This window comes from Kitasatospora purpeofusca, from assembly GCF_036010405.1.
In the GTDB taxonomy this organism is placed as follows: domain Bacteria; phylum Actinomycetota; class Actinomycetes; order Streptomycetales; family Streptomycetaceae; genus Kitasatospora; species Kitasatospora purpeofusca.
Map to the genome: position 1 here is coordinate 8,982,701 of NZ_CP108561.1, position 25,421 is coordinate 9,008,121.

Below are 25,421 nucleotides of genomic sequence, written 5' to 3' on the forward strand. Positions count from 1 at the left end.
CGCCACCGGTCGGACCGCGGAATGCCGCGTCGCACCGCCACGGGAAAACGCTCGCCGATCCGACGGAGCACCGGTTCCGGGTCGACGGCAATGGGCCGGGACGCGCCGGACCCATCTCCTCAAGAGAGGGCCGACCTGCGGGAAAGAGCTCTCGGCAGGGCGAGTTGTCGGGTATGTGACCCACTCTATTCCCGAGCGTGCGGGTGCTCCAACACTTTCCGTGAGATTCTTTGCGCCCCTTCGGACCGTGTTACCGGGAGGGGTGGACCGTGATTCCGGAGCGGAGCGGCAATGATCGCAATCCGTCATTCGTCACCGCCCGCTCCGACCCCGACGACCTGTACCGCACCACCGACACCGCCGGCGGACCGGACCACGGCATCCGGCCCGGCGGCGAGCAGACCAACAGCATCCAGGCCGGCCGGTCCGCCCAGCCGGGCATCGACGTTCCGGTCCCCTTCGCCCGGAACGTCTCGCTCCGGGACTACGACTCCGTCTCCAGCGAGGACCTGCTCGGCTCCGTCCCGTGAACTGTGCCTCCGCGCTTTTGCGGCGGGGGTCCGATCCGCTGTCACCGCCGGTCCGGCGAGGGAGCGGCGGTCAGTGGTACCAGGCCGGACTCGTAGGCGAGGATGACGAGTTGGACGCGGTCGCGGGCGGCGAGCTTGGTGAGGAGGCGGGTGATGTAGGTCTTGACCGTGGCGGGGCTGAGGACGAGTTCGGTGGCGATCTCCGGATTGGCGAGGCCCCGGCCGACGAGGGTGAGGATCTCGCGTTCCCGCTCGGTGATGGCGGCGAGGCGGCCGGCGCCCGGCGGTGAGGGGGCGGGGACGGATGCGGGTGCGGCGGCCGGGGCCGGGCGGGCGGTGAACTCGGCGATGAGGCGGCGGGTGACGCTCGGCGAGAGCAGCGCCTCACCGGCGGCGACCACCCGGATCGCGTCCAGGATGTCGTCCAGGGCCATGTCCTTGACGAGGAATCCGGAGGCGCCCGCGTGCAGGGCGGCGTAGACGTTCTCGTCCTCGTCGAAGGTGGTGAGGACGACGACGCGGGCCGGGGAGGGGCCGGCGGTGACCCGGCGGGTGGCCTCGATGCCGTCGAGCACGGGCATCCGGATGTCCATCACCACGACGTCGGGGCGCAGTTCCTCGGCGAGGCGGACGGCCTCGGCGCCGTTCCCGGCCTCGCCGACCACCTCCAGGTCCTCGGCCTCGGTGATGACCATCTCCAGGGCGGCCCGGACGAGGGGCTGGTCGTCGGCGAGGAGGACGCGGACAGTCGGGACGGCGGGGACGGCGGGCGCGGGCGTGGTCGGGCGGGTCATCGGGCGGATCCCGTCAGCGGCAGGCGGGCGGTGACCCGGAAGCCACCGTCGGGGCGGGGCGCGGCGGTGAAGTCGCCGTGCAGCAGGGCGACCCGCTCCCGGAGGCCCACCAGCCCGTAACCGGCGGGGGCGGTGCCCCGGCCCCGGCCCCGGTCGCTGATGTCGAGCGCGAGTTCGGCAGGGCTCCGGTGGTCGACGGTGACCCGGCAGGAGGGGGTACCGGCGTGGCGGACCACATTGGCGAGCGACTCCTGGACGATCCGGAAGGCCGCCAGGTCGACCTCGGGCGGCAGTTGGTGCCGTTCGCCCTGCCACCGGAGGTCGACCCGCACCCCGGCGGCGGTGGTCGCGGCGGCCAGCCGGTCGAGGTCGGCCAGACCGGGCGGGCCCTGGGCCGGGACGGACGAGCCGCCGGTACCGGGACTGCCGGGGCCGTCGGTGTCGTCGGCCCGGCGGAGCGCGCCGAGCATCCGTCGCAGCCCGGCCAGGGTCTCCCGGCCGGCGGTCTCGATCTCGGCGAGGGCCTCGCGGGCCCGCTCCGGCCGGGAGTCGAGGACCCGGCGGGCCGCGCCCGCCTGGAGGGCGACGATGCCGATGCTGTGTGCCACGGTGTCGTGCATCTCGCGGGCGATCCGCAGTCGTTCGGCGGTGACCGCCTGCGCTGCCGCCCGGGCGCTCAGCGCCTCGGCGTGCTCCCGGGACTGGTGGACCGAACGGCCCACCAGCCAGGCGATGACGGCGATCAGGACGCCCGCGTCATTGGCGCCGATCCGGGTGCCGGTGAGCAGCAGGCCGCCGCCGAGCGCGGGCGCGAGCAGCAGATGCAGCGTCAGCGCGCCCAGCACCATGGCCAGGGCCGCGCGCGAGGTCCGGCGCGGTTCGGCGGCGGTGACCAGGCAGAGGGCGGTGACCAGCGCGAGCAGCGCGGTCGGCGGCAGTTGGAGCTCCCAGCGCCAGGCCTTGGTCTGCGCCGCGGTGGCGGCGAGCAGCAGCGCGACGGCCGTGCGGGGGCGGCGGCGCAGCAGGGCGGCGGCGAGCAGGGCGACCGGGGTGGTGAACGCCGCCGTCGGCCAGTCCTGGTGGACGGTCGGCAGGTGGTTCGGGTCGGTCGCCCCGATGGCGGTCCCTCGGGACGGACGGCCGCCGTCCGCGGCGGCGGGCCAGAGCAGCGAGAGGCACCACGCGAACGCGGTCCACGCGCCGGGCGGTATCCGCCGCAGCCGGGGCGGGAGGGTCGGCGGGGGCGCGAGCGTCTCTGACATGTGGTGATCGTACGAGGCGGGGGCGGGGCGGGGCATCGGACCGGGGCTGTACGACCAGGGGTGACACCGGGCGGCGCCGAGGTGTCCTCCCCGGTCGGATGTGTCGGTGGGCGGCCCGGCGGCAGTGTGGAGCACATGATCGAAGTCCACCGACTGACGAAGCGTTACGGCCGTACCACCGCCGTCGACGAGCTCACCTTCACCGTCCGCCCGGGTCTGGTCACCGGGTTCCTCGGCCCGAACGGCGCCGGGAAGAGCACCACCCTGCGCATGATCCTCGGCCTGGACGCGCCGACCGCCGGCGCCGCCACCGTGGGCGGGCGCCCGTTCCGGGAGCTGCCGCGCGGCCTGCGGCACGTCGGCGCGCTGCTCGACGCCGGCCACGTCCACGGCGGCCGCAGCGGCCGCGCCCACCTGCGGGCGCTCGCCCGGAGCAACGCGGTGCCGCGTGCACGGGTGGAGGAGGTGCTGGCGGAGGTCGGGCTCGCCGGGGCGGCCGGGCGGCGGATCGGCGGGTACTCGCTCGGGATGAAGCAACGGCTGGGCATCGCGGCCGCGCTGCTGGGGGACCCACCGGTGCTGCTGTTCGACGAGCCGTTGAACGGGCTGGACCCGGAGGGCGTGCGCTGGGTGCGCGAACTCTTCCGGAGGCTGGCCGCCGAGGGGCGGACGGTGTTCGTCTCCAGCCATCTGATGAGCGAGATGGAGCACACCGCTGACCGGCTGGTCGTCATCGGCCGGGGCCGGCTGATCGCGGACGAGAGCGTCGCGGACTTCGCCGCACGCGGCGCCGGGAAGGGCGCGGCCGCACCGGGCGTCACCGTCCGGACCGCCGGGCCAGGGCCGCTGGCGGACGCCCTGCGGGCGGCCGGGGGCGAGGTGCGGCCGGGCGACGACGCCGGGACGCTCCTGGTGACCGGACTGGACCCGGCCCGGATCGGCGCGCTCGCCCTCGACCACCGCGTCCCGCTGCTCGAACTGACCGCCCGTACGGCCTCCCTGGAGGAGGCGTTCATGGCGCTCACCGCCGACCACGCCGACCACTCCGCCGGAGGACCGCGATGACCACCACTGTTCCTGTTTCCGCCGCCGTCGGCGCCGCCACTGCCTCCGTGGACGGACCCCGGCCCCGCTTCCGGGACCTGTACGCCGCCGAGTGGATCAGGTTCTGGTCCCTGCGCTCGATGCCCTGGGTGCTGGGGACCGGGCTGCTGGTCCTCGTCGCCGTCAACCTCAACGCCGCGCGCCACACCTACCTGAACACCGAGCCCGGCGGCCCGCCGCCCGGGTCCGGGAGGGTGAGCCCGGCGCTGAACGCCTCGTTCACCATCGCGGCCGTGGACCTCCTGATGCTCCTCGCGGTCGGGGTCGGTGCCGCGGTGGTCGTCGCCGAGTACAGCAGCGGCATGATCCGCACCACCTTCTCCGCCGTCCCGGACCGCCGGGCGGTCCTGCTGGCCAAGGCCGGAGTGCTGGCGACGGCCATGCTCGGCCTCGGCACGCTCGCCGCCGGGGCCTCCTTCTGGGCGGCGCAGGCGCTGCTGGGCCGCCGCCACGCCGGGGTGTCGATCGCCGAGCCCGGCGCGCTGCGCGTCGTCGCGGCCGCCGCGCTGCTGGCGCCGGTCTGCGCACTGATCGGCTTCGGCCTGGGGACGCTGGTCCGGCACGCGGCGGCGAGCGTGGTCGCCGGTGTCCTGGTGCTCTTCCTGCTGCCCGCCTCGTTCAACGAGAACCGGGCCTGGTCGGCGGCGATCGTGCACGCCATGCCGCTCACCGCGTGGCGGCGGCTGTCCTGGGTCGACCTGACGAACGTGCTGCTCCCGCCCCACCCGGCGACGGTGGCGGGCTCGTGGCTCGCCTACGCGGGGTGGGCGGTGGGGTCGGTGCTGCTCGCGGTGACGGCCGTCCGGCGCCGGGACGTTTGAGCGGGGACGGCCGGGCGGTCGGGGCCGGGCGCCCCGCCCCGGCCCGGAGGACTGACGGCCGCCGGTTGTCGGTGGTCCGTGCCAGGATCCGTTCCGACCCACCCGAGCACGGAACGGAAGAGCACCACCGTGAGCACCACTGCGAGCAGCGCCGACGAGGCACCGACGGCCGGGGCGCCCGGGCAGCCGCCCGCGCAGCTGTCCTGGGAGCGGTTCTGGCAGCTGATCGACCTGATCGGCGGCGAGCCCGCGGTCGCCCTCTGCGCCACCTTCGACGACGGCTGCGAGCGGCTCTCCGCAGTGCTCGCGGCCGGTCCGGTCGAGGAGATCATCGGCTTCGGCGAACGCCTCGCCGAAGCCCTGTACCGCCTGGACCGCGAGGAGTACGGCACCCAGCGGGCCGTGGACCCGTCCGACCCCGACGAGCCGGTGCCGCTGAGCGACGACGGCTTCCTCTACGCCCGCGCCGCCGTGGTCGCCGCCGGCCGGGCCGCGTACGAGCGGGTGCTCGGGGGGCCGGAGCTGTTCGCCGCTCACTCCTTCCGCAGCGGCGAGTCGCTGCTGTACGTGCACGAGGAGGCGTACGAGGCGGCGACGGGGGAGGAGTGGGAGCACGACACCCGCTACGACTACGAGTCCTGCTCCAACCGCGAGGGCTGGCCGAACCGGTAGGTCCGGCCGGCCCGCCGGGAGCCGTTGCCGGGGCCGGGCGTCAGCGGGTGGCGAAGTCGGCGTTCCAGGCGGCGGTGCCCACGCGGGAGAGGCCGACCTCGGTGTAGTCGCCGATCATGATCCCGAGGTGCTGGGGGGACTTCACCCAGCCGTCGAAGGCGGCGTCGACGGTGGTGGGGCCGTAGAAGGCGATCTCGCCCCAGTTCCGGACGCTGTACCCGAGGCCCCTGGCGACGGCGGCCGAGTCGCAGAAGTGGCCCGAGACGCGGCGCTGCTCCATCTGGCCCGCGTTGCACTGGGCGGCCTGGGCGAGCGTCGGGTTCGACCGGACCGGGGCCTTGCCGTACTGGGCGCGCAGCTCGTTGAGGCGCTGGAGGAAGCGCTGCTCGGGCGCGGGCGTCGGCGGCTGCTCGGTGCCGGACACCAGGTCGAACCGCTGAGCCATGCTGCCGTCGCAGGACTCGACGGCGACCTCGCGGTCCTGGCCGCGGGTGAGGGCGATCCGCCCGTTGGACCTGTCGGCGAGCCGGAAGCGGGTGGAGCCGTCCCGGTAGGTGCGGGCGACGATCCGGGAGCCCTCGCCGTCCGCGCTGGCCAGGGCGTTGTGGTTCTGGCGGTCCTGGATCGTGATCACCTGATCGGCGACGGCGGCGGTCGCCACGGCCGCCGGCGCGGCTGCTACCGGGGCGGCGTTCGCCGGTACGGCGGACAGCGCGAGGCCGCCGACCGACAGCGCGCAGGCGGCGAGCACCGCCCCCGCCGACCGGGCGCGGACACGGGCGGTGCGGGTGAAGGTGTTGTTCACGGGGCTCTCCTACGGATCGACGGCCCAGCCCCCGGTTGCGGGGCGGGCGTCGAGCAGGACACCAGCGGCGCGTCCACGGGACGTCAGCGATCCGTGGACGCCGGGAGCGGGAGCGGTGTACCGGTCGTGGACGGCGTGTCTACGCGGGCGGGCCAGAGTCGTGCCCGTTCCGCTCGAACCGGACGGCCGGATGCCGTCCGGGCAGCGACTCACGGAGAGACAGACAACATGCTTCGCAAGTTCCTCGGAACGGCGCTCGCCGCCGTCACCGCGACCGCCGGTATCGCCTTCGTCGCGCCGACCCAGGCCTCCGCCGACATCAGCATGGGCGTCGAATGCCGGCAGTTCGTCGGCGGGGTCAGCACCCCGGTCGTCCGGACCTCGCCCATCACGCCGAGGAGCTCGGCCGGGGGCATCGACCCGGGCGCGGTGATCGGCGGTGTCTTCGCGGGGGCCGACTTCGTGAAGTCGCTGATCGACGAGGCGAGGAAGAGTGCCGAGCTCCGCGAGAACCAGGCCGGGTTCCTCGAAAGCCTGTCCAAGAAGCTGCAGTACCTCACCCGAGGTGAGTACAACATCAGCATCTTCCGGTCGGGCAAGGGCTTCCAGGAGAACATCCTGCAGAAGTCGAACTGCTTCGGCACCGTCCAGTACGAGGGCTCCGACGACAAGGCGCTCTACGACGTGTACGTCTTCGACTCCGACGGCCAGGTCTGGAGCAACGACGGCAACTACGGCTACCAGAACTGGCGGGACTACGGGCACACCCACTCCACCGGCTCGGCGGGCAGCACCCGCGACAAGTACACCTACTGGTTCCCGACCACGCCGCAGAAGTCCGCGCACGAGGCGGCCGACGCCCGCGCCAGGGGCGAGGGCGGCCGGCCCGCCCACGGGAAGGTGACCTCGCTGGTCTCCGACAACGGCCTCGCGATGGACCTCGCCAACAGCAACACCGGTTCCGGGACGTGGATCCAGGGCTGGCAGCCGAACGGCACCCAGGCCCAGAAGTGGGCGCTGTGGGACCAGGGGAACGGCAACTGGCAGATCGAGACGGACTTCCGCGGCGCCATGGTGCTGGACGTCATCCCCAACGAGTGGAAGACGCACCTGGTGAAGGCGCACGGCGGCAGCAACCAGTCCTGGCGGTTCGAGGAGTACGGCAACGGCTGGTACCGGATCCGGGCCGTCTACAACATGCAGAACGGCTACCCGGACGGCGGCTGCCTGACCGCCGACGGCGCCGGCAACCCCCTGGGCGCGTGGAACTGCGACCGGGGGATGGGCGGCGGCCAGCTCTGGAAGCTGGCGGGCTGACACCTTCCCGGAGCTCCGGGCCCGCGGCCGCCGCGGGCCCGGAGCAGGGCGGGGCCCGGCGGAAACCCGCTGGTGGCGGCCGGTTCGTCCGCCGTAGAATCCCGTGCTTGTGACCCACACCAGCACCCCCGCCGAGGCCCCTCCCGTCGCGCTCCGCCAGGACGCCGAGCTGATCGCGGGCGTCGTGGCCGCCGCCGGGCGCGGCATGGTCGACCGGGAGACGGTCGCCGAGGTGGTGGCGCTCTGCGCGGTCGCCGGGGAGCACCTGCTCGTCGTCGGACCGCCCGGCACCGCCAAGTCGGAGGCCGTGCGACGGGTGGCCGGGCAGCTCGGCGGCCGCTACTTCGAGTACCTGCTCGGCCGGTTCACCGAGCCCAACGAACTGTTCGGCCCGGTCGACCTGCGCAGCCTGCGCGAGGGCCGGGTGGAGTTCGAGACCGCCGGCATGCTGCCCGAGGCGGACGTCGCCTTCCTCGACGAGGTGTTCCTCGGCTCCACGGCCGTCCTCAACACCCTGCTGGGCCTGCTCAACGAGCGGGTGTTCCGGCGCGGCGGCACCGTCCTGGCCAGCCCGCTGCGGGTCTGCGTCGGCGCCGCCAACCACCTGCCGGAGGACCCGGCGCTCGCCGCCTTCGCCGACCGCTTCCTCGCCCGGGTCTTCGTCGACCCGGTGGCCGACGCCCGACTGGAGGAGCTCCTGGAGGCAGGCCGCCGACCGGCCCCGGCCCCGGTCACGTCGCTCCTCGGTGGTGCGACCGACCCGGACGACCGGCTCGGCGCCCTCGACCGACTCGCCGCCGCCGCGCGTGACTGCGAACTCGACGGCGTCACCCCGCTGCTCGCCTCCGCCCTGCGCCGGCTGCGCGCCGCCGGGGTGCCCGTCGGCGACCGGCGGGCCGTGCGCTCCCAGCGCCTGGTCGCGGCCGCCGCCGTCCTGGACGGCCGGACCGTCGCCACCGCGCGCGACCTGTGGGTGCTGCCGCTGATCGCCTCCACCGCCGACACCCAGGCACTGGCCCGCGACACCCTCGGCGACCTGATCGGGAAGGCCGCCAACCAGAGCCTCACCCACGCCGCCGAGGAGCTCTCGCGCAGCTCGGCCGCCCGCGCCGAACGACTCACCCGCACCGGCGCCGCCCTGCTCGCCGACCACCGCGGCCTGCCCGAGGGCCGCGACTCCCGGCTGCGCCTGGAGGCCGCCCTGCGCGAGATCGACGCCGGCTTCGCCCCGGCCGACCTGCCCGCCGCCCTGGCCGGCATACGCGCCGAGCTCGTCACGGCGGTCGCACCCTCGTGACCACCGCCGAACCGACCCCACCACCCGCCGCGGCGCTCACCTGGGAGCGCCGCGAGCCCCCGCTGACCGCCGCCGCCGTGCTCGCGATCGGCGACGCCGTCCCGGCCCTGGCCGTTGCCACCCGGGACCGCCTCACGGACGGCGCCCGGCTCGGCGTGCTCGCCGACGACACCACCCTGCTCGTGCTCGGCGCCGAGGCCGACCTCCCGTGGGCGGACGGCGCCCACTACCTCGGCCGCGACGAGGAGTTGCTCGTCCCGACCACCGCCCGGCCCCGGCCCGCCGCCGCCCTCTGGCGGGCCGCCCTCGGCGCCCGGCCCGGCGAACTCTGCCTGCTCGTCCCCGGGCACGCCCTGGTGGCCGCACCGCCGGCCGCCGCCACCGACCCGGACGCCCTCACGCCCCTGACCCGGCGGGCCGGACGATGAGCGCCACCCGACTGCCCGCCGCCCTCGCCCCCTGGGCCGGGGCGCTGTCCGCGCTGAGCCCGGAACTCGCGCTCGCCCTCGGCCCGTTGCTGCGACGCCTGGACCAACTCGTCGGTACCCGCGAGCCGGTGACCGACGCACCGGGGGAGCCGGACGGGACGGGCGGGATCGGCCGCTCCGGTCGGCCGGAGCAACTGCTGCCCGCCGAATGGCTGCTCGCCGAGGAGCACCCCGACGAGTTCCTGCGCCGCTTCGTCGACCGCGAACTCCTCTACCTCGCACCCGAGTTCCGCAGCAGCGCCACGCGCGGCCGGACGGTCGTGCTGGTCGACGCCGGCCCGTCCCAGGCCGGGGCCGGCCGGCTGGTCCAACTGGCCGCGCTGCTGGTGCTGCACCGCCGGGCCGCCGCCCGCGGCAGCGAACTGCTGGTGGGCGTGCTCGGCGACCCGCCCGGCCGGTGGCTCGCCGGCGAACCCGCCGACCTGCTGCCCTCCTGGCTCGCGGCCCGCCGCCCCGCCGAGCCGACCGCCGAGCAGGTGCGGGAGGCCACCGCCGGTCTGGACGCCGCCGACCGCGTCTGGCTGCTCACCTCGCCCCGGCTCGCCGACGGGCTGCCGGGTCTGCCGGCCGGTCCCGCTGGGGCTGGGGCTGGGGCTGCGGCTCCGGTTGCGGCCGGAGCCTTCGGCACGCCTCGCGTCCTCGCCACCGAGGTGGCCCGCTGGGGTCCGGCGGGTGCCACCCACGTCACCGTCCGCCTCGGCCGCACCGAGCTCGAACTGCCGCTGCCAGCAACCGACATCGCCGTCCGGGCGCTGCGCGGCGCGGAGTTCCGGAGAAAGGGGCCGGTCCTCGTCCCGGTGCCCGCCGACGCGGCCGGGCCGCCCGGCCGGGCCCTGCCCGTCTTCACCACCGACGCCACCGTCCTGCTCACCCGGGGCCGGCAAGCGGGAACCCTGCTCGCCACCGACGTGCGGCAGAGCGAGCACAAGCACGCCGCCGTCACCCGGACCAAGGCGCACCATCTGAACGGCCAGGTGATCGCCGCCGGTCGGACCGGCCGCAGGCTGTTCGCCCTGCACCTGCACCGGGACCGGGTGCTCCGGTACGTCAGCGGGCGAAAGGTCGGCGGGGCCGCGGAGTTCGTCGTCGACCCGGCCTTCCTCGGCCTCGACGCGACGGTCGCCGAGGTGCTGGCCGGCCGCCCCCTGCTGCCGCTGCTGTGCTCCGGGGACGACCTGCTCGTCCCGGTCGCCGGCCGCTGGCGCCGGATCGCGCCCGACGGCGCCGTCACCGACGACGGCCCGGTCGACGAGCGCGCGGAGGGCCCGCACGGCTTCGAACGGTTCCGCGAGCCACGGCTGTTCGAGCGGGAGCCGCAGCCCGGCGAGCGGCTGGCCCGGCACCTGGTGCACGCGGGCGGCACGGCCGCCTGGTCCGAGGACGGCAGGCGCTGGTACGTGCGGACCCGGCTCGGCGAGGAGCGGCAGCTCTCGTTCCGGAAGAAGGCCCTGGTGGCCGGCCTGGTCCACGACGGGCGCGAGCCGGTGCTGATCACCTGGTCCCCCGACAGCCGGATGGTGCGAGCGATCCGGTACGACGGCGTCCGCACCCTCAGCCGGTTCTCCGGCGGCACCGCCCCACCGGCCGTGCACCCCACCGAACCGCTGATCGCGGCCGAGGTCCGGCCCGGCCGGGTCGTGGTCGGCGACGCCACCACCGGCCGGATCCACCACGTGATCGGAAACAACGAGTGAACGCCCCCACCGGGAGTGCCACCGGGACCGTCCCCGCCGTCGGCTTCGTGCTCGACGTGCCGCTGATCGGTGCGCCGGAGGCCGCCGAGCGTGTCCTCGACCTCTGGCGTGCGGACGCGCGGCTGTGCGAACTGCCCGACGGCCGCTGGCTCCTGCTGCTGCCCGAACCGGTTCGCACCCGGGCGGACCTGGCGCCCGGGCTTCCGCTGGAGCGCACCGGGCACGGGGCGCCGACGGGCGCGCCCGGTCCTGGTCCCCGCTCCGCCACGGTCACCGCCGACGGCCGGCTCGTGCTGACGGAGGGCGGAGCGACGGTCACCCGGATCGTCGGCGAACTGCCCGCGTTGGAACCGGCCGACTGGCTCGACCCGACCGGCCTCGCCCTGCACCGGCCGCGTCCGCTCGGCGCGGCCCCGGCGCCCGAGGCGCCGCCCGTCGAGGACTCGGTGCCGGCCGTCGCCCGGCCGGACCTGAGGTCGGCTGCGGGTATCGGGCCGAGCTCCGAGCGCGCCCGCCGGCTGACCGCCGAGACGCGGTCCGCCCGCGGCCGCCGAGCCCGGCGGCCGTCCGACCGGCCGTCCGGCGGGCGCACCGGCAGCGGCGCCGCCCGGTGGCAGACGGCCCGGCCGATCGCCCTCGCCCCCCGCCACGCAGCGGTCGTCGTCGTCCTGCTGATGGTGGTGCCCCTGCTGTTCGTGGTGCTCTTCGGCCTCGGCCTGCTCAAGAACCTGGAGGTCGACCCGGGCGGCATCGTCTACGCCTCGATCGCCGCGGCCCTCGCCTACGGGGCGCTCTTCGGCCGGCGCGCCGCGCGGGACGGGGGCGGAGCGACAACCGGTCATGCCGCCACGGCCGCCCCCGCCCCCGCCGGTGGCACCCGGGCCCCGCGCCGGGCCCGCCGCCCCTGGCTCGGCGACCTGCTGGCCCGGCTCACCCTGCGCACCCCCGCCGCCCACCTGCTCCACCAACGTCACGCCCGCTACCTGCGCGACCTCACCCGCGCCTTCGAACAGCACCGCTGGGACGACGCCCTGCGCGACGCGCTCCCGCTCGCCGACCGGGAGCGCGGCGACACGGCGGCCGGGCGCCCCTGGTTCTCCCTCGCCCTGCCCAAGCGCTTCGCCGGGCAACTGCGCCCCACCCCGCACCGCGTCGGCCCGGCCGCGGCGAACGCGTTCTCCGGCACTACCGTGCACCAGCACCTCACCGAGCTCTACCGGGCCGCCGCCGAGCGCTTGGAGCGGCAGGGCCGGTTCGACGAGGCGGCCTTCGTCCTCGCCGACCTGCTGGCGGCGCCCGCCGAGGCCGTCGCCCTGCTCGAACGGCACGACCGCCTCACCCAGGCCGCCGAACTCGCCGAGGGCCGCGACCTGGCCGCCGACCTGGTGGTCCGCCTGTGGTGGCGGTCCGGCGACCGCGCACGGGCCGTGCGGACCGCCCACCGCCGGGGCGCCTTCGCCACCGCCGTCGAGCGGCTGGCCGCCATCGATCCCCAGGCCGCCCGTGAACTGCGCGCGGCCTGGGCCGAGCACTGCCGCGCGGCCGGCGACCGGCTGGGCGCGGTCGAGGCGGTCTGGCCGGACGAGGCGCTGCGGCCTTCGGTCGCCGCCGACCTGCGGGACGCGGTCGCCCTCGGCGGCCCCACCCGGGGCCGGGCCCTGCCCCACCTGCTCGCCCTGCCCCAGCTGTTCGTCCTGGAGGCAGGGCCCGCCACCCGGGCGCTCGCCCGCGCCGTCCTCGACGGCGACGGGGACCCGAACGCCACCGGCCGCTCGGTGCTGGCCGCCACCCTCGCCCGCCTGCCCGCCGCCGACCCGGCCACCGACCGCGAACTCGCCACCGCCGCCGCCCGGGCCGCTGTCCGCGACGGCGGCCTCGGCGGCGGTGTCGCCGAGCACTCCCTGTTCGACCGACTGCTCGCCCGCGCCGACCCGTTGACCGCCGCCGACCTGCCCCGCCCGAGGCCGCTGCCCCGGCCCGTCGGCGCCGCCCCCGCGTACACGGCGGCCGATCGGCCGGGCACCCTGCCGGTCCTGGACGCGGTGCTGCTCGCCTCCGGCTCCGTGCTGGTGGCCTGCGGCCAGGCGGGCGCCCGGCTGCTCACCCCCGACGGTCGCACCCGGGCCCACTGGGACACCCCCACCGACCGCCTGGTCCTGGCCGACCACGGCGGCGGCGCGCTGCTGGTGACCGACCACGGCCCCGATCTGCTCGGACTCGCCCACCTCGACCTCGCCACCCGCACCGTCCGGCCCTGGACCACCCTGCGGGCCCGGCACCTGGCCCCCTCCTACGACGGCCACCGGCTGATCGCCGCGGCGGACGGCGGCATCGTCGTCCTCGACACCACGGCCCCCCGTCCGGTCGCCGTCTGGCGCGAACTCGGCGGCGAGGAAAGGCTGCTGGGCGGCATCGCCCGGACGGCGGGCAGCTGCGCGGCGCTCGTCCGCAGCCCGTCGACCGCCCGCTCGCCGCTCACCGAGGTGTGGCGCTGGGACCTGCCCGGCTGGGAGCTGCGGGCCCGGCCGCGGGTCGACGACGCCCTGCCGGACCTGCGGTTCGGCACGGGTTCGCTCTCCCGCACCGGCCAGGCGGCCGCCCCCGACCCGGTCGTGCTCGCCGCCGGCAGCCTGCTCACCGTCGATCCGCTGCCCGCCGGACTGCTGGACCCCGACGGTGGCATCGCCTCCGAGGACCGGACCGTGCTGCGCTGGACCGCCGACCTCCCGGAGGCCGAACTGACCTTGGACGGACCGGCGTCGCTCGGTCCGGCCGTCGACGGGGACCACTGGGCACTCACCGTGCCGACCCCCGACGGCACCGGCCTGCACGCGTACGCCGGGACCGGCCCGTGCTCCGAGCCCGGCCTCACCGTCCTGGTGCCGAACGCGGCCGGCGACCGGATCGGGGTCCGCCGCCACGCCGGCGCCGTCACCTACTGGCACCGCTCGGGCCGCGTCCTCGTCACCTCCGCCGACGGCACCGCCCTGCTCGCCAACCTCAGGGTCACCGTCCGCTGACCGGACACCGGACGGGCCCGGATTCCGCTTTTCCTCGACGCGCCACCCTGCGAACATGCGACGCTACTCACTGCGTCCGTCCGAGGAGGAATCCTGTGTCATCGCCCTGCGACCCCGCCAACGCGCCCGTCGGTGATGTGAGCACCGCGCTCCTGGTGATCGACTCGCGGCTCAAGGCCATCTACGACGGCCGGACCGGCACCGACCCCGAACAGCAGCGGATGGTCGACCAGTTCGCCGCCTCCCTGGGCCCCGCGGAGGCCGACGCCCTGCTCGAAGGCGTGTGCACGCTCATCTACATGTACATGGACTGGCTGCGGGTGGTCTGCGAACGGCACGACAAGGAGGTGGTCGAGCACGTGGTGCCCACCCTGGTGGCCACGATGCGGATGATGCCCAACACCTTCCGCCCCGAGGTCATCCCCACCATGGCCGGCCTCCTGATCGCCGCCGGCACCGGCCTGAGCCCCAATCTGTGGCGCGCCCAGTACGGCGACTGGACCGGCGCCGAGATGAATCCCCTGGAGGCCACCTCCGTCCTCCTCGCCGAGCACATCAACCGGATCGTCGGCGACGACCAGGACTTCGCCACCCGCCTGATCGCCGACGCCCTGGCGGTGACCGACGACCACTGACCGCCCGTCGGGCCGGTCCTCCTCAACTCCCCTTCGCCGTCCCACCCGTCCCGGACGGAGCACCCCTTCCGGGTCGTGGTCGAACGGACGGTGCCGCGCGGGCGGAACCGCAGCGCACGCGGAGTGACCGAGGGATGAACTCCGTTCCCGCAACCGAAAATTCCACCCGACAGGCGCTGACACGCCCGCGTGCCCGACCCCATGATCGCTTCGCAGTGCCGCACCCGCGTGGCACGGGGGACTGGGGGGATTCGTGGTGCGTCGAATCGGGAGACGGATCAGAGGCACGCGCCGGGTGGCGACCGCCGTGCTGCTGGCGCTGGTGGTCAACTTCTCCTCGGAGCTGTTGGTCGCGGCGCCGGCGCACCCGGCGGACGGGACCGGCCCGGTGGCCGGCGGGAGCGTGCCGGTGCAGCGCCGCGGGAGCGCCACCGAACTGCCGCCGCGGACCGAGGCCGGTGCCACCGAGGCTACGGACCGGGAACCGGGGGCCGCCCACGGCGCCCCGTCGGTGGAGCCGCCCGCCTCGGGTGCGCCCGCCCCCGTGACCAGGGTGTCCAACAGCCCGCAGTTCGCCGCCGCGGCCGAGACGGTGCCGCCGGCTCCCGCACCCCGATCCACGGGCCCGGTGGAGATCGCCGCCCCCGGCTCCGGTGCCGGCCGGTCCGGGCACGAGCGCGACGAGGACGCGAGCGTCGAACTCGTCGCCGAGCGCACCGAGAACACCCGGACCTTCCAGAACGGCGACGGCACCCGCTCCCGGCTGGTGTTCCAGGAGCCGGTCAACCGCCGTACGGCGGAAGGCTCCTGGGAGGCCGTCGACACCTCCCTGACCCGCGAGGGCGCGCGCTGGACCATGCGCGGCAACGCCTTCGGCCTCTCCCTGGCCGACCGGGGCAGCGGTGCCGAACTGGAGACGCTCACCCTCGACGGCGGCAACGGCGTCGGCTACACGCTGACCGGCGCCGCGCCCGTGGCACCGGTCGTCACCGGCGCCACCGCCGTCTACCCGTCGATCCTGCCGGACACCGACCTGTCGGTGACCGCGATGACCGGGGGCGTCAAGGAGGAACTGGTCCTGGCCGGCCCGCAGGCCGGCAACACCTGGTCCTTCCCGGTCCGGACCACCGGACTGACCCCCGCCCTGACCGGGGACGGCGAAGTGGTGTTCCGCGATGCCGCCGGCGCCGAACGGATGCGGGTTCCGCGCGGGCTGATGCGCGACTCCGCGCCCGGCGCACCGAACACCTCCACGGCCGTCCGGTACGGGCTGCGCGAGGACGGCGGCCGGTACACGCTCACCGTCACGGCCGACCGGTCCTGGCTGGACGACCCGGCCCGGGTCTACCCGGTGGCGGTCGACCCGACCACGGTCACCGCGCGCAGCACATCGAGCGCCTCCACCTACGTCGACGACTTCAGCGGCGCCAACCACGCGGGCAACGCGCTTCTCCTGGTCGGCGGCGACGGTACCGGGCACCGCTTCGAGTCCTACCTCTCCTTCGGCAACATCCGCGGGAACCTCGGCAACGCCTACGTGGTCAGCGCCGCGCTCCACCTCTACCAGGTGTACGGCAGCGCCGACGGGGCCGTGTCGCTGGCCCCGATCACCGCGCCCTGGTCCCCGACCGGCGTCAACCGCGTCGACGGGGTGACCACCGGCGCCGAGATCGGCTCGGCCGGCTTCGGCGCGGGACAGGACTGGGGCTGGATCGGCATCAGCTCCGCCGGTGCGGCGCTGCTCGACGACTGCACCCACGGGCGCTCCCCGTCCGACTGCGGCTTCGCCCTGCGCGGCCCGACCGGTGTGCTCCGGGAGTTCGCCTCCGCGGCCTCCGCCAACAAGCCCTACCTGCAGATCAACTACTCGGTCGAGGCGGCCTACTACGCGACGGTGGACGGCGCCCCGGTCTCCCCGCCGGTGACCAACGGCCAGTCCGGCGAGATCGCCGTCACCGTCGCCAACCACGGTGCGGAGACCTGGCAGCCCGGCAACGGCTACCGGCTGTCCTACCGCCTCTACGACCCGGCGACGCTGGCCGAGATGCCGGTCGCCAACCGCGTGTACACCACGATGCCGGCGGACGTCCCGCCGAACACCGAGATCACCCTGAACGGGGCGATCGGGGCGCTGCCACCACGCTCCTACGTGGTCTGCTGGGACATGGTGAGCCGCTTCGGCGGCTGGTTCTCCGACCTCTCCGGCATCCCCCCGGGCGGCTGCTTCACCCTCGAAGTCACCAATGTGGACCCGGTGGTGGACGCCCAGGCGCCGCCGGACGGCTTCTCCCCGGCGACCCTCACCCCGGTGCTCACCGTCACCGGACGGGACGTCGACCACTGGCCCTCCGCGCTGACCTACACCCTGCACCTGGCCCACAACGGCACGGTCGTCAACTACCCGGCGCAGGCCGGCGGGACCTTCCAGGTCCGGCCCGGGGACCTGGTCTGGAACCAGACCTACGCCTGGTGGGTGGATCTCAACGACGGCCGTGTGATGGTCAGTTCACCGGTCGGCCGGATCACCCCGCGGGTACCGCAGCCCGGTGTCGCGGCCCACCTCGGCGCCGCCACCGACCCGGTCATGCCCGGGGTCGACCCGCTGACCGGCGACTACACCACCTCGGCCACCGACGCGACCGTGCCCACGGCAGGTCCGCCGCTCGACGTCACCCGCGTCTACAACAGCCTGGACACCCGCACCGCCGGTCTGTTCGGCACCGGCTGGAGCAGCCCCTACGACACCCGGCTCACCTTCGACGGTCGCGGTGACGCGCTGATCACCCTCCCGGACGGGCAGCGGGTCAGGTTCGCGTACAACGCCGACGGCTCCTACACCCCGCCCGCCGGCCGCTTCGCGACCCTGGTCGAGACCGGCACCACCGGCCTCGACCTCACCGAGAAGACCGGCACCGTCCTGCACTTCGACGAGGCGGCCAGGCTGGCCTCGACCACCGACGCCAACGGGCTCGCGGTCCGGTACAGCTACACCACCGACGGCCTGCTCATCAAGGCCACCTCCGAAGCCTCCGGCCGCTCCCTGAACTTCACCTGGGGCAGGCCCTCGGGCTCCATCTCCCAGCACGTCACCAAGGTGAGCACCGACCCCGTCACGGCGGGCGTGCCCTCGTCCGCGCTCACCTGGACCTACGACTACCTCGGCGACCTGCTCGTCAAGGTGTGCGCCCCGGACGCCGGTACCAAGTGCACGGCCTACGACTACACCGGCATCTCGCACTACTCCTCCCTGGTGGCGGACGCCGTCCCCACCAGCTACCTCCGCCTGGGCGACCCGGTCGTCGCCGGGGACAGCTGGGCCGCGGCCCGCGACGAGGTGGTCCACTGCGCCGCGTGCCCGGCCGCGTTCTACAGCGCGCCCCGGCCCGGCGGTTCCGGCGCGCTCCTCGGGTCCCCCGACGGCGCGGCCGTGTTCGACGGCACCGCGACCACCGTCTACGACCTCCGGGCGGCCTCCGGCGCGAGCAACCAGGGCTCGGTCGAGCTCTGGTTCAAGGCCGCCGCCGGCAGCAGCGGCATCCTGTACTCCTACCAGAGCCGACGCCTCGACCTCGGCGACACCGGCCCGCCGGCCTCGCCGGACGTGCCCGCGCTCTACGTCGGTACCGACGGCCGGCTGTACGGAGGCTTCCAGGACGCCACCCACCAGCCGCTCGTGACCGGCCGGGTGGTCACCGACGGCGCCTGGCACCACGCCGTGATCGCCGCCACCGGCAGCGGCCAGACCCTCTACCTGGACGGGCAGCGGGCGGTCGGCCGCAGCGCGGCGGTGATCCCGCTGCCCGCCTCGGACGTCGGCATCATCGGCGGTGGCTACACCGTCGCCGGCTACCCGGCCTTCGAGCCCGAGCACCGGAGCAGCTACTTCGCCGGCTCCATCGACGAGTTCGCCTCCTACTCCTACGCCCTGGCCCCCGAGCAGGTGGCCGAGCACTTCCTCGCCCGCGGGGTCGGCTCGGCGCTCTCCTCGATCACCCTGCCGTCCGGGCGGCGCTACGCGGCCATCGGGTACGACCTGCGGCGGGACCGGGTCGCGGACCTGACCGACAGCAACGGCGGCCATTGGAAGCCGTCGGTGCCCGAGCCGTTCCACCCGGCGGGCATCAGCCACACCTCGGCGGTGCTGGCCGCCCGGCCCAGCGCCTACTACCGGATGGACGAGCCGTCCGGCACGGTCGCGCACTCGGCCGTCCACGGGATCGACGGCGACCGGAACGGCACCTTCACCAACGTCACCCTGGGCCTGCCCCAGCCGGGCATGTCCGCCAACGCGCCCGGGGTCCCCACCGTGGCGGGCTTCGGCGCGACCTCCTCGCTGTCCCTGCCGGAGCAGACCGTCCCGACCTCCGGCGACTTCACCGTGGAGGTCCAGTTCTCCGGGAACCGGCCCGGTGTGCTGCTCGGCACGGCCGACCGGCAGCTGAACGCCTACCAGGCCGCCGGCCCCGGCGAGACCCAGCCGCTGCTCTACATCGGCACCGACGGCCGGCTCCACGGCGGTCTCGGCACCGGCCCCGGCGACGTCCTGACCGGCGACCGGATCTCGGGCATGCAGGACTGGCACACCGCGGCCTACAGCTGGGACTCCGCCGCCGGACGCGGCCGGCTCTACCTCGACGGCCGCCAGCAGGACACCGGAGCCCCCTCCGCCCCGAACCGCGCCACCCAGAAGGCGGCCCTGGCCGGCGCCGGCTACCTCCCGGCCTCCTGGCCCGCCGCCGGCACCGAGGTGCGCAGCCACTTCCAGGGCGGCCTCGGCCACCTCGCGGTCTACCCGCGGGCGCTGACGGCCGACGAGCTCCGGAGCACCTACGACGCCCAGGGCATCGTCATGGGCGAGTACCAGGGCGTCCAGCTCAGGAACACCGTCACCGACCCGGCCGGCCGGACGCTCGGCTTCACCTTCGACCCGGCGGCCGCCGGCCGCCGTACCTCCAGCACCGACGCGCTCGGTGGTGTGACCTCCTTCCACTACGACGAGCGGGGCTACCCGGACCGGACCACCGACCCGGCCGGACACTCCGTCACCGTCACCAACGACAGCCGCGGCAACGTGCTGAGCCGCACCACCTGCCGCACGCCCACCTCCTGCCAGACCTCCTACACCGACTACTGGACCGACCCCCGGAACCCGACCGATCCGCGCAACGACCGGCCGGTCTCGCTCCGGGAGGCCCGTTCCTCCGGCCCGGCCGACACCACCTACCAGACGACCTACCAGTACGACGCGACCGGCAACCTGCTGCACACCATCACCCCGCCCACCCCGGGCTTCCCGAACGGTCGCGACACCGCCCAGGAGTACTCCACCGGCCCGGTCACGGCCTACGGCGGCGGCACCGTCCCCGCAGGCCGGCTGACCTCCGTCACCACCCCCGGCGGCGGCGTCACCCGCTACCGCTACTACAAGAACACCGACCTCGCCCAGGTCGTCGAGCCGGGCGGCAGCACCACCACGTACACCTACGACAACATGGGCCGCCGCACCGGCAGCACCGTCACCTGGCCGGGCGGGCCGCCGGCCGGGCTGACCACGACCACCGCCTACGACAGCCGCAACCGGGTCGTGCGCACCGACTCGCCCACGCTCTCCTACGCCCTGAACGGCCAGGTCCACTACCCGGTCCGCCAGATCCGTTACGACGACGACGGCAACGTCCTGTCCGCGATCGAGAGCGACAACCTCGGCGGCGAGACCTCCGACCCCTCGCGCACCCGGTCGACCGGCTACGACAGCGCGGGCCGCGTCACCACCACCACCGATCCGGACGGTCGGCAGACCGTCGTCAACGGCTACGACCCCTTCGGCCGCCCGACTTCCGTCACCGACACCGCGGGCCGCACCTGGGTGACCGCCTGGTCCGAGAACGGCCAGCCGGTCAGCCTCACCCTCAAGGGCTACACCGGCAGCGACCCCGACCACCCGGAGACGCCCCGGGACCTGCGGATCAACTCCTACTCCTACGACCCGGCCGGCCGGCTCGCCGCCACCGCGGACGCCATGGGCCGCACCCAGCGGTACCGCTACTACGACGACGGCCTGCTGGCCCGGGCGACCGCGGTCGGGTTCCACAACCCCGACGGCAGCACCCGCGACATCGACCTCCAGCGGATCGACTACGACGCCGCCGGACACCCCGTCACCGTCACCACCGGAGGCGGCGCCGGCACCACCACCCTCGGCTACGACGCCGACGCCCGGGTCGTCAGCACCACCGTCCGGGGCGCCACCGACCTGGTCACCGCCACCGAGTACGACGCCGACGGCAACCAGGTCAGGGCGGTCAGCAAGGACCGTGCCGGCACCGTGCTCACCGCCGTCGACAGCCGGTACGACACGGCCGGGCGCATCGTCGCCAGCACCGCGCACACCGGCACCGAGGACCTCACCACCACCTGGACCCGCGACGGCCGCGGCCTGATCACCGCCAGCACCGACCCGAGGGGCAACGCACCCGGCGCCGACCCGGTGGCCCACACCACCGACTACGCCTACGACGCGGCCGGCCGGCCGGTCCTGACCACCGCACCGCCGGTCGCCGTCGAGAACGGCGGCGCCCCCGCCACCACCCGGCCCACCACCGCCGCCGCCTACAACACCTACGGCGACCTGATGCTGGGCCGCGACGCGCTCGGCACCCTCACCGCCTACGACTACGACCCCAACGGGCGGCCCAACTCCCGCACCGTGAGCGGCTACCGGCCCCCCGGTTCGAGCACGCCGCTGACCTTCTCGACCGCCGTCTCCTACACCGCCTCCGGCCGGATCGCCTCCGTCCTGGAAGCGGGCCGGACCACCACCTTCGGCTACGACCAGCTCGACAACCAGCTCACCCGCACCGAGCCGAAGGCCGACGCCGCCGCCCCGGCCGGCGTCTGGAAGTCCGCCTACGACCCGCTCGGCGAACTCCTCACCGCGACCGACCCGACCGGTGCCGTCGCCACCGCCACCTACGACGACCTCGGCCGCCAGGTGACCACCACGGCCGTCCTGCGCAAGCCCCGCACCGCCTACACCAGCACCACCGGCTGGGACGACGCCGGACACCCCGTCACCGTCACCGACCCGCTCGGCAACACGACCACCACCACCTACGACGCGGCCGGCCTGCCGGTCGCCGTCACCGACCCACTCGGAAAGCGCACCACCACCGCCTACGACGCGGCAGGCCGGGCCGTCCGGGTCACCGCGCCGGACGGCAGCGCCCGCACCGTCCGCTACGACGGGGCCGGGAGAACGACCGGTACCGCCGAACTCGACCCCGCCGGCGCCACCCTGCGCACCACCGCCACCGAGTACGACCGGGCCGGCAACCCGACCGCCACCACCGACCCGCTCGGCGTGCGCACCACCCGGACCTACGACGCCGCGAGCCGACTCGTCGGGCTCACCGAACCGGTCACCGCCACCACCTCGATCACCAGCACCTACGGCTACGACGCGGCGGGGAACCGGACCCGCTTCACCGACGGCCGCGGCAACGCGTACCTGACCACGTACAACGCGTGGGGCCTGCCGGAGTCCACGGTCGAGCCGGCCACCGCCGCCTACCCGAACGCCGCCGACCGCACCCGCACCTTCAGCTACGACGCCGCCACCCGGCCGGTCCGGCTCACCGAGCCCGGCGGCGTGGTCCGCACCCGCGCCTACGACGGACTCGGCCGGCTCGTCACCGAGACCGGCAGCGGCGCGGAGGCCGCCACCACCGCCCACACCTACGCCTACGACCTCGCCGGGCGCATGCTGCGGGTCGCCGGCGTCGGCGGCGACAACGTCTTCGGCTACGACGACCGGGGGCTGCTCACCTCGGCCACCGGCCCGTCCGGCGACGCCACCTTCACCTACGACGCCAACGGGCAGCTGACCATTCGCACCGACGCGGCGGACAGCACCACCTTCAGCTACGACAAGGCGGGCCGCCCGGCCGGCCTCACCGACACCGTCACCGGCGTCCGCGCCACGTACGGCTACAACAGCCTGGACCAGGTCACCAGCGTCAACTACGGGACCGGCGGCGCCGTCCGCACGTTCGGCTACGACGCGCTGCACCGGGTCGCCTCCGACACCCTGACCGCGCCCGGCGGCGCCACCGAGGCGTCCGTCGAGTACCGCTACGACCTCGCCGACCACCTCGTCGGCAAGACCACGGCCGGCACCGCCGTAGCCGCCGCCAACACCTACGGCTACGACCTGGCCGGCCGCCTCACCAGCTGGAACAACGGCAGCACCAGGACCGACTACGGCTACGACGCCTCCGGGAACCGGGTCCGCGCGGGCCCCGCCACCGCCGTCTACGACGCCCGCAACCGGCTGCTCTCCGACGGCACCACCGAGTACCGGTACTCCGCGCGCGGCACCCGCACCTCCGCGACCACCGCGTCCGGCACCACCACCTCCGCCTACGACGCCTTCGACCGCCTCATCAGCGACGGAACCAGCGGCTACAGCTACGACGGCCTGGACCGGCTGGCCGGCTCCGGCACCCGTACCTTCCGCTACAGCGGCGCGGGCAACGTCCTCGTCGGTGACGGTTCCTCCGTCTACAACCACGACGCCACCGGCGGCCTGTTCTCCTGGGAGCAGAACGGCACCACCGCGCTCGCCCTGGTCGACCGGCACACCGACGTGGTGGGCGGGTTCACCGCCACCGGCACCGCGCTCACCGGCTCCGTCGGCTACGACCCGTTCGGCGCCGTCCTCGGCACGGCCGGGACCCGCCCCGCCCGCGGCTACCAGAGCGCCTGGACCGACCCCGCCACCGGCCGCGCCAACATGGCCGCGCGCTGGTACGACCCCGCCACCGGGGCCTTCACCAGCCGCGACACCATCGACCAGAACCAGGACCCGTCGGTCCTCGGCAACCACTACGCCTACGCGGTCCAGGACCCGCTCGACCACACCGACCCCAGCGGGCACTGCGCCATCCTCTGCGGCGCCGTCATCGGCGGGATCGTCGGCGGGGTCGTCGGCTTCGCCTCCTACGGCATCGACTACGCGACCACCGACAACGCCAAGTGGGACTGGGGCGACGCCGGCTGGTCCGCCGCCAAGGGCGCGGTGAGCGGTGCCATCTACGGTGCCACCGGGGGTGGCGGCCTCCTCCTCGCCGCCGCCGGCGGGGCGGCGGCCGGACTCGTCGAGTACGGCATGGACTGCGCCCTCGGCACGGGCAGTTGCGACGCCCCCGGCGCCCTCGAGGCAGCCGCCGGCGGCGCAGTCGGCGGAGCCGTCGGCTGGGGCGTCGCCAAGGTCGGCAGCAAGATCGTCAAGGCCGTGGCCGGGAAGATCGGCGGAGCCGCCGCCCGGGGCGCCGAGGCGGCGGGAGGCCGTGCCGTCGCCCGGGGCGCCGGGGCAGCGGGGGGCCGTGCGGCCGCCGAGAGCGCCGAAGGCTCCATGGCCACCTTGGTCGCCGGAGTCAAGGCAGCCCGTGCCGCCGCCGCCGAGGCCCGCCTCGTCGCCGCCGAGGCCCAGCAACTCGCTGCGAAGAAGGCGGCCGCCGACGCCGCCGCGGCCGAGGCCAAGCGCGCCGCCGAGGAGGCCGCCTACCAGCGCTGGCTGGCCACCCCGGCCGGCCGGGCCGTCCAGGCGGCCAAGAACGAGGGCGCCGACGTCGCGGTCGCCCGCACCGTCCAGGTCGCCGACCACACGGTCCCCACCGCGGCCCTCCCCGCCCAGGTGACCCCGTCACTGAGCGAGAACCTCCTCCGGGCCACCGGCACCGTCGGCGACAACGCGGCCGTCTCCAGCGCCGCCCGCGCCCCCGCCGGCCGCTCCGGCACCGTCCTCGCCGATGCCACCGAAGCCGGCACCGGCCGCTCCTCGGGCGGCCTGGGCAAGGGCGGGTCCTCGGGGAGCCGGGCGCGCACCGTGGACGAGCACGGGATCGAGAGCGCGGACGAGATACCGAGCCTGTTCAAGAACGGCCCGGCGCCCATGATGTCGCGGATGCTGAACTGGCATCCCATGGACATCTCCCTCGCGCCCAACGAGTACCTGAAAGCCATCGCCGCGCACTACCGGATGAACCTGAGGGACAGCAAGACCGGAAGGACCGTCGAGCTCGTCTTCGACTCGGACTTGGGCATGGAAACGTTCGGTACGACCAAGCACCCGGAAGGTGGATTCGTCATTCGGGTCGGGAAGAGGGCCTTCGCGGACGGCGAGCATGCCATCGCGAATACACTGGCCCATGAGCTCAAACACTCGAGGGAACTGCGCAACAACGGCGGGAATTGGCTGCGGAAGGACGGTAACAAGCCGGAGTTCCACGGAACCGAGCTGTCGTTCGACGACGGCACTCCCTACGCCTCCGGGAACAGACTCGAAGCCTGGATCAGAGGATTGCTGTGACTGACATGACCGAGGGCTGGACCGGGCTCCCGATGGCGCACTACAAGGCTTGGCGGCGCGTGTTCAACGAGATGTTCACCGCGCACGAGTTGTCGCGTGCCGCCGCGTGCCCACTGTGCGGCAAGGGCACGCTCTACCGCGCCTTCGCCCTCCAGGGGCCGGAGATCCACCGCCGGCTGGACGGCGAGCTCTACCGCGGGCACGGGCAGGTGTGGGAGTGGTGCGACAACTGCCGCACCTTCGACCACACCGGGCACACGTTGGTGCCCGACTGGGCCCGCCCGCACACCGTGCCGCCGGAGACCGGATCGCGCGACCCCTCGGCTGTGATTCCGCTACTGCCCGGCTTTGGTGATGCCACCACGCCCGCTGACGGCGAGTGACCACGCGGGTCCTGGACCGCTGAGTCGAGCCCGGACTGAAGGAGCACGTCCCCGTTCCGCAAGCCCACGCAGGCCCGGCAGCGAACCCGCTGCCGGGCCTGCGTGCGCCGCGCGGAATTAATCGGTGGCGCCCCGCGGAAGGGCTCCACTAGGTTGATCACGCGGGCGGCTCCGCAGCGTGCTTCCTTCTCCTTCCTTCCGAAACCTGCAGTGCGCCCCCTCTCCGCCCG

15 protein-coding genes are annotated in these 25,421 nt (G+C 74.9%); 12 read left to right on the plus strand and 3 right to left on the minus strand.

The window, feature by feature from the left end; genetic code table 11:
- Positions 1-269 precede the first annotated feature (269 nt).
- A complete protein-coding gene (locus OG715_RS39080; protein WP_266272475.1) occupies positions 270-530 on the plus strand; it encodes a hypothetical protein in 261 nt (86 codons plus the stop codon).
- Between the two features lie 41 nt (positions 531-571).
- Here OG715_RS39080 and OG715_RS39085 read toward each other — a convergent pair whose 3' ends face one another.
- Together OG715_RS39085 and OG715_RS39090 are read right to left on the minus strand one after the other, a co-directional pair.
- Positions 572-1,324, minus strand: a complete 753-nt coding sequence (locus OG715_RS39085; RefSeq protein ID WP_266272474.1) for a response regulator — start codon at positions 1,322-1,324, stop codon at positions 572-574.
- Positions 1,321-2,586: a sensor histidine kinase gene (locus tag OG715_RS39090; protein ID WP_266272473.1), complete on the minus strand. Its 1,266-nt coding sequence runs from the start codon at positions 2,584-2,586 to the stop codon at positions 1,321-1,323. Before OG715_RS39090 ends, OG715_RS39085 begins: the two co-directional genes overlap by 4 nt.
- Before the next feature lie 135 nt (positions 2,587-2,721).
- On the opposite strand from OG715_RS39090, the gene OG715_RS39095 reads away from it, so the two are divergent.
- The 3 genes from OG715_RS39095 (at position 2,722) to OG715_RS39105 (ending at position 5,183) form a co-directional block, all read left to right on the plus strand.
- Positions 2,722-3,651, plus strand: coding sequence for an ABC transporter ATP-binding protein (locus OG715_RS39095; protein ID WP_266272472.1), 930 nt, complete (start codon positions 2,722-2,724; stop codon positions 3,649-3,651).
- The gene (locus OG715_RS39100; RefSeq protein ID WP_266272471.1) at positions 3,648-4,511 is read left to right on the plus strand and encodes an ABC transporter permease; all 864 of its coding nucleotides are present in this window, start codon (positions 3,648-3,650) and stop codon (positions 4,509-4,511) included. Before OG715_RS39095 ends, OG715_RS39100 begins: the two co-directional genes overlap by 4 nt.
- Positions 4,512-4,640: 129 nt before the next feature.
- The gene (locus tag OG715_RS39105; protein WP_266272470.1) at positions 4,641-5,183 is read left to right on the plus strand and encodes a DUF4240 domain-containing protein; all 543 of its coding nucleotides are present in this window, start codon (positions 4,641-4,643) and stop codon (positions 5,181-5,183) included.
- 40 nt (positions 5,184-5,223) lie between these two features.
- On the opposite strand, the gene OG715_RS39110 is transcribed toward OG715_RS39105, so the two are convergent.
- Positions 5,224-5,988 (minus strand): CAP domain-containing protein, encoded by a 765-nt coding sequence (locus tag OG715_RS39110; RefSeq protein WP_266272469.1) that lies wholly within the window; start codon positions 5,986-5,988, stop codon positions 5,224-5,226.
- A gap of 228 nt (positions 5,989-6,216) precedes the next feature.
- On the opposite strand from OG715_RS39110, the gene OG715_RS39115 reads away from it, so the two are divergent.
- The 8 genes from OG715_RS39115 (at position 6,217) to OG715_RS39150 (ending at position 25,191) form a co-directional block, all read left to right on the plus strand.
- The gene (locus OG715_RS39115) at positions 6,217-7,305 is read left to right on the plus strand and encodes an RICIN domain-containing protein (protein WP_266272467.1); all 1,089 of its coding nucleotides are present in this window, start codon (positions 6,217-6,219) and stop codon (positions 7,303-7,305) included.
- A gap of 109 nt (positions 7,306-7,414) precedes the next feature.
- Positions 7,415-8,602, plus strand: coding sequence for an AAA family ATPase (locus OG715_RS39120; RefSeq protein ID WP_266272466.1), 1,188 nt, complete (start codon positions 7,415-7,417; stop codon positions 8,600-8,602).
- Positions 8,599-9,030, plus strand: coding sequence for a bpX5 domain-containing protein (locus tag OG715_RS39125; protein ID WP_266272465.1), 432 nt, complete (start codon positions 8,599-8,601; stop codon positions 9,028-9,030). Before OG715_RS39120 ends, OG715_RS39125 begins: the two co-directional genes overlap by 4 nt.
- Entirely contained in the window at positions 9,027-10,784 is a 1,758-nt protein-coding gene (locus OG715_RS39130; protein WP_266272464.1) for a hypothetical protein, read from the plus strand. Before OG715_RS39125 ends, OG715_RS39130 begins: the two co-directional genes overlap by 4 nt.
- Complete coding sequence (locus OG715_RS39135) at positions 10,781-13,804, plus strand: bpX6 domain-containing protein (RefSeq protein ID WP_266272463.1); 3,024 nt, start codon at positions 10,781-10,783, stop codon at positions 13,802-13,804. Before OG715_RS39130 ends, OG715_RS39135 begins: the two co-directional genes overlap by 4 nt.
- Before the next feature lie 95 nt (positions 13,805-13,899).
- Positions 13,900-14,439, plus strand: a complete 540-nt coding sequence (locus tag OG715_RS39140) for a hypothetical protein (RefSeq protein ID WP_266272462.1) — start codon at positions 13,900-13,902, stop codon at positions 14,437-14,439.
- A gap of 295 nt (positions 14,440-14,734) precedes the next feature.
- Positions 14,735-24,808, plus strand: coding sequence for a LamG-like jellyroll fold domain-containing protein (locus OG715_RS39145; RefSeq protein ID WP_266272461.1), 10,074 nt, complete (start codon positions 14,735-14,737; stop codon positions 24,806-24,808).
- Positions 24,805-25,191, plus strand: a complete 387-nt coding sequence (locus tag OG715_RS39150; protein WP_266272460.1) for a hypothetical protein — start codon at positions 24,805-24,807, stop codon at positions 25,189-25,191. Before OG715_RS39145 ends, OG715_RS39150 begins: the two co-directional genes overlap by 4 nt.
- Positions 25,192-25,421 lie beyond the last annotated feature (230 nt).

Coding starts and splice junctions, on each gene's coding strand:
- OG715_RS39085 (WP_266272474.1), bottom strand. CDS start 1,324: ATGACCCGCCCGACCACGCCCGCGCCCGCCGTCCCCGCCGTCCCGACT.
- OG715_RS39090 (WP_266272473.1), bottom strand. CDS start 2,586: ATGTCAGAGACGCTCGCGCCCCCGCCGACCCTCCCGCCCCGGCTGCGG.
- OG715_RS39095 (WP_266272472.1), top strand. CDS start 2,722: ATGATCGAAGTCCACCGACTGACGAAGCGTTACGGCCGTACCACCGCC.
- OG715_RS39100 (WP_266272471.1), top strand. CDS start 3,648: ATGACCACCACTGTTCCTGTTTCCGCCGCCGTCGGCGCCGCCACTGCC.
- OG715_RS39115 (WP_266272467.1), top strand. CDS start 6,217: ATGCTTCGCAAGTTCCTCGGAACGGCGCTCGCCGCCGTCACCGCGACC.
- OG715_RS39130 (WP_266272464.1), top strand. CDS start 9,027: ATGAGCGCCACCCGACTGCCCGCCGCCCTCGCCCCCTGGGCCGGGGCG.